The following is an 8,374-nucleotide window of genomic DNA, read 5'->3' as shown; positions in this document are numbered from 1 at the left end:
GCCCGCGGCATCCACGTCGACAGCCTCGACCTCGTCGTCAACGTCGACCCGCCGACCGACCACAAGGACTACCTGCACCGCGGTGGCCGTACCGCTCGCGCGGGCGAGTCCGGCAGCGTCGTCACCCTCGTCACCCCGAACCAGCGCCGCGGCATGGCCCGTCTCATGACGGACGCGGGGATCAGCCCGCGGGTCACGCAGGTCCGCTCCGGCGAGGCCGAACTGAACCGCATCACCGGCGCGCAGGCCCCGTCCGGCGTCCCCGTCGTGATCACCGCGCCGGTGGTCGAACGCCCCAAGCGCAGTACCTCCACCCGAGGCCGACGCCGCCCCTCTTCGACGGCCAGGCGCGCGCCCGTGGGCCAGTCCGTCTTCGACGTTCCGGTCTAAACCTTCGTGATCAGGAAGCTGACCCTCTTGGGAGAAGGAACCTTCTGACGCTGGTTCAGGTGCAACGCCGCACGGCGAGCGCCAACCTCATGCACAGGACAGTGGTTGAGGTCATGGATGCGATCGGACCGCAGGTCTGCGACGACATGAGCGTCGAGGTGGCGCTGCCGGTCATGGCCGCCGCCCGCACGGGTCGGCTGGTCGTCTGCGAGGCCGGCTTGGACGAGCCGGCGTTCAGACGCTCGTCCAGGCGTCGAGGAAGGCCTTCCGTCCAGCGCCGGTACCTGCACCCCCCTGGCCGTGCTCCTCCTCCGGCCGGACCAGCGGTCCATGCTGCTGTGGATCGTGTGGACGGGTGCGTTGGTGGGCATCGCGTTCCGGGTCCTGTTGGGTCGCAGCTCCGCGCTGGTTGTACACCCCGTGCTACCTGGCCCTGGGGTGGGCACCGGTGCGCTACCTGCCCGACTTCCTGCACACCGGCGGAGCGGCCGTACTCGTCCTGATCGTGGCAGGCTTCTCCTCTACAGCGCGGGCGCGGTCGTCCACGCCCTCCAGCGCCCCGACCCCTCGCCCCGCTGGTTCGGCTACCACGAGGTCTTCCACGCGCTGACCGTGGCAGCCTTCACCGCGCACTACATCGCCATCTCCCTGGCCGCCTACTGACCGCGACGGGCCGGGCGACCGCCCAGGCATCGCGCCACGCGCGAAAGCCGTCCGCCCCTCCGGCCTGCAAGTCGGCTGCTCCCCAGGGTGTGACGTCCCGTAGACAGGTAAGGAGAGAGGAGCGAGAGAAGGACGAGACAGCGGTCTTCAGCTGACCTGTGACAGAGGGGGCCCCGTGTTCGAGGCGGAAGACATCAGGGAGTGGCGCGGCCACCATGTGGTCGACCGCGAGCGGCACAAGATCGGCGTCCTGGAGGCGGTCTACGTCGACACGGCCACGGACCAGCCCGCGTTCGCGACGGTCACGGTCGGCCTGCCGACCCGGCACCGGCTGGTGTTCGTCCCCCTGGGCGGCGCGACGGTAGGTCCCGGCTATCTGAAGGTCGCCTACGACAGGAAGCAGGTCAAGGAAGCGCCCTCGATCGGCACGGACGGCGAACTGCTCGCGGAGGACGAGAAGACGGTCTTCGCGCACTACGAGCTCGCCCACCGAACGGGTGCGGGCGGCGAACGTCGCCTCGCCCGTCGCTGACACCCCACCAACTTCCTCCACATGAGGTGACACGGATGGCTCTCTTCTTCCTGCTGCTCATCGTGGCCATCGTGCTCGGCATCATCGGAGTGGTGGCGAAGGGCCTGTTCTACCTGTTGGTCATCGGTGTGGTGGTTCTGGTCGCCGACTTCGTCCTCCTCGGCCTGCGCCTGGGCCGCCGCCGCAGGCGCCTGTCCAGGTGACGCGATCACCCCGGGGCAGAGCACCCCGTTTCGCCCGCCCAAGGTCCAACCGAAGCGGGGTATCGGAGCAGTCCTCGAGTCATCGCCGAGTGGTCCGCCCCGTCTGTGATGGTGCGGAGGCGACGGCGAGGTCGGCACCGGCCCGCCGTGCCCGACGCAGGGCGCCCACCAGGAGAGTTGTCAGCAACGCGGCGTCGACATCGTGCCCCATGGCATCGGTGACGGAGAGCTGGACCGTGTCCCGGTCGATCACGTAGTCGAAGGTGTCACCCCCGACGTGGTCGGCCGGCTCCAGCGCCCCGGCGACCGCGAACTGCGCCGCCTCGCACGCCAGGGACGCCGGGAGCAACCGATGCTGGATCTCCGCGGCCAGGCTCAGCGGGATGGTGCGGCGGCCCCACTGGTACACGTCGGTGAAGGGCCGGTTCGCGATCACGATGTACGCCAGGGCGTGCGCGATCTCGCCGACCTCCCGCATCACCTCCGCGTCCGGCGCCGCGGGCAGGAACAGTTCCAGGAGTCCGATGGCGTCCCCGCGGTTGGTCACCGGGGCGACGATCCGCACCAGCGCACCCGCGTCCTTGTCATCCACGCTCGGCCGCTGGGTGCGGATCACGTCCTCGTACCGGGTGCCCCGCAGCCTGATGCGCCCGCGGGCTCATCGGTCTCGACGCTGCCCGCCGTCCCCAGCCGCACGACCGAGCCACCGGCGAAATCGGTGATCAGGAACGACACCGACACGGCCCCGAGGTGCCATTTGAGCATGCGCGCGACCACGTCGAGCGACTCTACGGGCGCCGCGGCCTCCGCCGCCGCCAGCGCCCCCGCCAAGGTCATCGCCCTGCCCCGGCCACCCCCGTTCTCAGGAGTAGGAGGGGGAGCCGCCCCGTCCCCGTCAGGCCCGCACACGGTCACGGTGACTCCTCGCTGCTCGCTGACTCTCAGGGCTCCGTCCCGGTTGCGCGAGGGGTCGGCGCCAAGCCCGCTGCCGGTTTGATGTCACATGGCACCACAGGGCCCCTGAACAGGCTCAGCTGCCGACGGACCGGCCGTCGAACGGCCTGGCATCGGCGCCACTCCGTGGGGCGTTCCCGGGCCTGACGTCAGGGGAGAAGCGGTCGCGGCACGCAGCGGCAGGCTCCGCCGGCAGCGGCCAACCGAGGGTTCCGCGGCGGTCGAACCGCATCCAGGCAACGCGCTCGACCGCCTTGCGCAAGTGGAGTGCCGAGCGCGAGAGAAGAGGCTGCGCGCCTGCCGCGTCCGCTGTTCCCGCGCTCTGGTGGTCAGGGGCATCCCTGGGTTGGTGTCGGAGGCGGCTGGGGGCAGGCTGGGAGGGGAGAGCAGACACATCGGCCATGGAGCGGCTGAAGGGGCTCAGGATGATCGAGATGGCGGATATCCGTGAGTGGCGCCCCCACGACTGGCTCGATGCGGGAGGGCGTGGTGCGACCCCCGACAGGCGAAACGTGAAGGCGGTGACCGATGAGTTCCGCCGAGGAGATCGCGCCCAAGGCCGAAGCGGCCATGGCGGCGCCGAGGAGACCGTCGGTCGTGTCGCCGACCGGCGCCTGCGGGCCCAGGCCGTGGTGTCCAGGTCAGGGGCCACACCAAGCAGCATGGGCGAAGGCCGAGGATGCCTTCGAACACTGACCGCGGCCCCCGCCCCGGCGCACTGGTGCGCTTGTTCAGTTGAACCGCACGTGGAGGTGCCAGACATGGCCATCACGAAAGGCGGTGCGGCTCACCCCAAGTCACAGGGGCGGCGTCTGGCCGACAGCCGCGCTGTGGAAGTCGCGTCCAGGATCGGGCTCTGCGCCCGGGGAGTGATCTACGTTCTGGTGGGACTCCTGGCAGTGCAGATCGGGTTCGGTGGTGGCAGTGGCAAGGAGGCCGACCGGTCAGGCGCGGTGGGGACCATCGCCGAGCAGCCGTTCGGCCGGGTGCTGTTGTGGGCTCTGGTGGCGGGGCTGGCGGCGATGGCGTTGTGGCGGCTGTCCGAGGCGGCGTTCGGACAGACGGTGACAGGCGGGGACAAGTGGACTCGTCGCTTGGGCTCGCTGGGATTGGCGGTGTTCTACGCGGTGATCTGTGTGGGCGTGGTGCAGACGGCGCTGGCCGGCGGTTCCTCCGGCAGCCGGCCCGGCGATGAGACGTCGAAGGAGTACACCGCGAGGGTGTTGGACTGGCCGGGCGGCCGGGTGATCGTCGGCGCGTTCGGAGCCGTTCTGGCCATCGTGGGCGTGGTGATACTGGTGCGTAGCCTGATGCGGAAATTCGAGAAGAACCTCCGAACGGACGAGATGAGCCCGGCGACGCGGCGGGTCGTCGCGGTGCTGGGCATCGTCGGAGGCGTGGCGTGCGGAGTGGTCGCGGCCGCGTCCGGCCTGTTCGTCCTGCTGGCGGCGGTGCGCTTCGACCCCAGCGAGGCCAAGGGCCTGGACGAGATCTTGCGTTCGTTCGCCGCAACCCCCGCAGGGCCCGTACTGCTGATCGCCGCCGCGGTGGGCCTCGTGCTGTTCGGCGTCTACTCGTTGTGCGAAGCCCGATGGCGCGAAGCCGCTGAGCACGGCACTCCGGCGGAACAGTCGACCGGGGCCCCGGGCTCGGGGACACGCCCCAGTGCGTCCTAGAAAGGGGAACGCGTCCGGCTCCGCGGCGGGCCGTTCGCCTCTGTTCGGGCGGCCCGGCCGCGCGATCCGCCGGTTGCGGGCGAGGCGCCGGTGGGTTCAGGCCGGCGATCTCGAGCTGTGGCAGCGTTCGCTGGGGTTCGCGGCGCTCGGGTTCCTGACACTGGTGCCCCTGCTGATCGTCGTGTCCGCGGCGGATCCGGCGAGCGGACGGGGTTTCGCGCAGTGGCTCGGAGATGGTCTCGGCGTATCGGTGGCCGCCAGGGAGGACATCGAGCGGTTGTTCGTCCTGCCGGGTCAGACGTTGCGGACCACTACGGCGTTCGGCCTTGCCGTGCTCGCCGTTTTCGGTCTGTCGTTCGGCGCGACGGTGCAGAGCGGTTACGAGAAGGCATGGGATCTGCCCCCGGCCCGCTGGTGGGCCAGGTGGCGGCATGTCGTGTGGCTCGCCGTCCTCATCGGAGTCCTCTTCCTGTCCGCGATCACGCCGCTGTGGGGCGCGTCGCCGATTCGCGGGATGATCACGGTACTGAGCGGTGCCCTCTTCTTCTGGTGGTCCCAACGGATGCTGCTCGGTGGCCGGGTCCCTTGGGGTGCCCTGCTACCCGGCGCGGTGACCACCATGGCCGGGCTCCTCGGCCTCCGAGTCTTCTCCCGGCTCGTGTTCTCACCGCTGATCGCATCCAGCGCCGTCGCCTACGGCCCGATCGGAACCGTCCTTGTCATCCAGTCCTGGCTGGTCGGCGTCGGTGTCGTCGTGTTCGGGGGTGCGCTGGCCGGCCGAATGCTCCACGAGGAGCTCCCCCGCGTGGCACATGCCCTGAGACGGCGCGGATAGGGTTCGCCGCCCCTCCCACTGCCGCACAGGCGGGTGGACCGCGGACGAATGGAGACCGCTGTGGCGCGCTTCCGGCGCTTGAGGGCGATCTCCGGCTCGAAGGACCCTGTCTCGGTACCGGGGGCACAGACAGGGCCGGCGGGCACGTGCACCAGGTCGCCGGGTGTAGCACGGCTCGGGACGGGACGCAGTGTTAGGAAGGGCGCATGAAGGAACTGTTCCGGCGGAATCGGAAGTCGCCGCAGCGTCCGCTCGTGGGCCGGCGTCCGCCCGATCGAGGTGGCTCCGCGAGTTCGACGATGGGTTCGGGGGTCGGCTTCGGTTCGGCGCTGCGCCTCCTGCTCAACGTGCATACCGCCGCCGGACAGGTCTTCGCACTGCAAGTCGCGATCGTGTTGCTGCTGGTCGTGGCCGGAGTGACCGCTCTCGCAGTCCAGGTGGCGCGCGACGGTACGCGAGAGGCGGAGCGCCAGTCGGTGACCGCGGCCGAGACGTTCGCGAACGCCCCCGGCACGGCCGAGGCCCTGAAGAGCGCGGACCCGACGGCGGTGCTGCAGCCACGCGCGGAAGCAGCCAGGCAGCGGACGGGCGTGGACTTCGTCGTTGTCCTGGACACCAACGGGATCCGTCTCACGTATCCCGATCCCCGAGAGATCGGGAAACCGTTCGTCGGCACCATCAAGCCGTCGCTCGAAGGCCGCACCATCGTCGAGCGGGCGGGCGGACCACCCGTGCCCGGGGGCACCGGAACAGCCATCCAGGCCGTGGCTCCGGTGAAGGACACCGACGGTTCGGTGGTCGGCCTGGTGTCCGCCGGGATCACGGTCGAGAACGTTTCGAACCTGGTCGATCAGCAGCTGCCGATCATCCTCGGCACCGGGGCGGCCGCACTCGTGGCGTCCACACTGGGGACGGCTCTGGTGGCCAGACGGCTGCGCCGGCAGACGCACGGTCTCGCTCCGGCCGAGATGACGCGGATGTACGAGCACCACGACGCGGTGTTCCACGCCGTGCGCGAAGGAGTGCTGATCATCCGTGCCGATGGACGACTGCTGCTGGCGAACGCCGAGGCGCGGCGGCTGCTGGACCTGCCGGCGGACGCCGAGCAGCGGCCGGTGGGCGACCTGGAGCTGGATGAGCGGACGGCGCGGCTGTTGTCGTCGAGCGAGCCGGTCACGGACGCGGTGCACCCGGCCGGGGACCGTCTGCTGGCGGTGAACAAGCGGCCCACCGCCCCGTACGGAGGGCAGGCCGGCTGGGTGGTGACCCTGCGGGACACGACGGAGCTGGCGGCGGTGACCGGGCGGGCGGAGGTGGCGCGGGAGCGGCTGAGGCTGCTGTACGACGCGGGCGTGCGGATCGGGACCACGCTGGATGTGACGCGCACGTGCGAGGAACTGGCGGAGGCGGCCGTCCCCCGATTCGCCGGTGTCGTCACCGTGGAGCTGCTGGATCCGGTGCTGCAAGGTGAGGAACCGCCCGGTGCGAGCACCGAGATGCGCCGGACCGCCGCCTTCGGCCTGGAGGGGGCCCATGCCCTGCACCCTGTCGGTGAGCTCATCCGGTTCGTTCCCGCCGGCCCTGTCGCCGCCGCGGTGATCAGCGGCCGGGCGGTCCTGGAGCCGGATCTGAGCGCGTCGGAAGGCTGGCGGATCCAGGACCCCGAGCGTGCCCAGCGGGTCCTGGACCAAGGCATCCACTCCCTCGTCGTGGTCCCCCTGCGGGCGCGGGGCGTACTCCTGGGAGCGGCGAACTTCTGGCGCACGGACGGCTCACCACCGTTCGACGAGGAGGACATCTCCGTCGCCGAGGAACTGGCCGCCCGGGCGGCGGTGTGCATCGACAACGCCCGCCGCTACACCCGCGAGCACACCATGGCGGTCACCCTGCAACGCAGTCTCCTGCCACGTGGACTGCCCGAGCAGAACGCCCTGGAGGCCGCCTCCCGTTACCTGCCGGCCCAGGCCGGGGTGGGCGGCGACTGGTTCGATGTCATCCCTCTGTCCGGTGCCCGTGTGGCGCTGGTGGTCGGAGACGTCGTCGGCCACGGGCTGCACGCGGCAGCCACCATGGGCCGGCTGCGTACCGCCGTGCACAACTTCTCCACCCTGGACATGCCTCCCGATGACCTGCTGAGCCATCTGGACGAACTGGTGGCTCACATCGATGACCAGGAGTTCGATGACCAGGAGTCCGCCGCGGGCGAGGACGGGCAGGGGATCACCGGGGCCACCTGCCTCTACGCCATCTACGATCCCGTCGACGGGCGCATGGTCGCCGCGACCGCCGGCCACCTGGGGCCCGCCGTGGTCCATCCCGACGGGGCGGTGGAATTCCCCCGGCTGCCGATCTCTCCGCCGCTGGGCCTGGGCGCCGGCCTGCCGTTCGAGAGCGCCGAAGTGACCTTGCCCGAGGGTTCCCGACTGGTGCTCTACACCGACGGGCTGGTCGAGGACCGCACCCGGGACCTGGACGCCGGCCTGGAGGCCCTGCGCCGCGCCCTGACCGGGCCCGGCCGTACCCCGGAGGCCACCTGCGCCGCGGTCATCGACGCGATGCTGCCCGCCCGTCCGACCGATGACGTCGCACTGCTGGTGGCCCGCACGCGCCGACTCGGTTCCGGGCAGGTCGCCGTGTGGGACGTGCCGCGCGATCCCGCAGCGGTGTCCCGGGTCCGCACCGCCTGCGCCCGCCGACTGGAGGCCTGGGGTCTGGAGGACATCGCGTTCGCCACCGAGCTCGTTCTCAGCGAGCTGATCACCAACGCCATCCGCTACGGCGCCGAGCCCATCACCGTCCGTCTGCTGCGGGACCGCACCCTGATCTGCGAGGTCTCCGACGGCTCCAGCACCTCCCCGCATCTGCGCCGGGCCAAGACCACCGACGAGGGCGGCCGCGGCCTGTTCCTCGTCGCCCGGTACGCCGAACGCTGGGGCACCCGCTACACACCCGACGGCAAGGTCATCTGGACCGAACAGTCCCTCCACGGTGGGGCAGCCGAACCCGGCGGATACGGGGGCGACTTCCTGCTGGACCAATGGACCGAGGACGACTCCTGACCGCTACGGAGGGCGTCTTGTACATTCGGCATCCTTGCCGGTGCGAGCGCCTCGGCCATCCG

Annotated in this window: 6 protein-coding genes and 2 pseudogenes; 7 read left to right on the top strand and 1 reads right to left on the bottom strand. The window is 70.8% G+C overall.

The annotated features are described in order from the left end of the window. From ABZY12_RS15685 to ABZY12_RS15670, 4 genes and pseudogenes are all read left to right on the top strand, one after another. Positions 1-390: helicase-related protein (locus ABZY12_RS15685; RefSeq protein WP_356890411.1), on the top strand; the 390-nt coding region annotated here is incomplete at its 5' end. Positions 391-675: 285 nt separating this feature from the next. Next, positions 676-1,053: pseudogene (locus ABZY12_RS15680) on the top strand (hemolysin III family protein); the annotation flags it as partial. Positions 1,054-1,228: 175 nt separating this feature from the next. Further along, entirely contained in the window at positions 1,229-1,585 is a 357-nt protein-coding gene (locus ABZY12_RS15675) for a PRC-barrel domain-containing protein (RefSeq protein ID WP_356890409.1), read from the top strand. Positions 1,586-1,620: 35 nt separating this feature from the next. Next, positions 1,621-1,788: a hypothetical protein gene (locus ABZY12_RS15670; protein ID WP_356890407.1), complete on the top strand. Its 168-nt coding sequence runs from the start codon at positions 1,621-1,623 to the stop codon at positions 1,786-1,788. Between the two features lie 124 nt (positions 1,789-1,912). Here the strand turns inward: ABZY12_RS15670 and ABZY12_RS15665 are convergent. Then, a pseudogene (locus ABZY12_RS15665) lies at positions 1,913-2,625 on the bottom strand (SpoIIE family protein phosphatase); the annotation flags it as partial. Between the two features lie 518 nt (positions 2,626-3,143). On the opposite strand from ABZY12_RS15665, the gene ABZY12_RS15660 reads away from it, so the two are divergent. The 3 genes from ABZY12_RS15660 to ABZY12_RS15650 all read left to right on the top strand — a co-directional run bounded on the left by ABZY12_RS15660 (position 3,144) and on the right by ABZY12_RS15650 (position 8,312). Next, positions 3,144-4,418 (top strand): DUF1206 domain-containing protein, encoded by a 1,275-nt coding sequence (locus ABZY12_RS15660; RefSeq protein ID WP_356890405.1) that lies wholly within the window; start codon positions 3,144-3,146, stop codon positions 4,416-4,418. A 64-nt stretch (positions 4,419-4,482) separates the two neighbouring features. Beyond that, entirely contained in the window at positions 4,483-5,253 is a 771-nt protein-coding gene (locus ABZY12_RS15655) for a YhjD/YihY/BrkB family envelope integrity protein (RefSeq protein ID WP_356890427.1), read from the top strand. A gap of 299 nt (positions 5,254-5,552) precedes the next feature. Further along, entirely contained in the window at positions 5,553-8,312 is a 2,760-nt protein-coding gene (locus ABZY12_RS15650; RefSeq protein WP_356890425.1) for a SpoIIE family protein phosphatase, read from the top strand. Positions 8,313-8,374 lie beyond the last annotated feature (62 nt).

The organism is Streptomyces sp. NPDC006551, assembly GCF_040611675.1.
In the GTDB taxonomy this organism is placed as follows: Bacteria; Actinomycetota; Actinomycetes; order Streptomycetales; family Streptomycetaceae; genus Streptomyces.
Note: the sequence above shows the minus strand (reverse complement) of the source record. Positions and strands in the feature narration are given on the sequence as shown.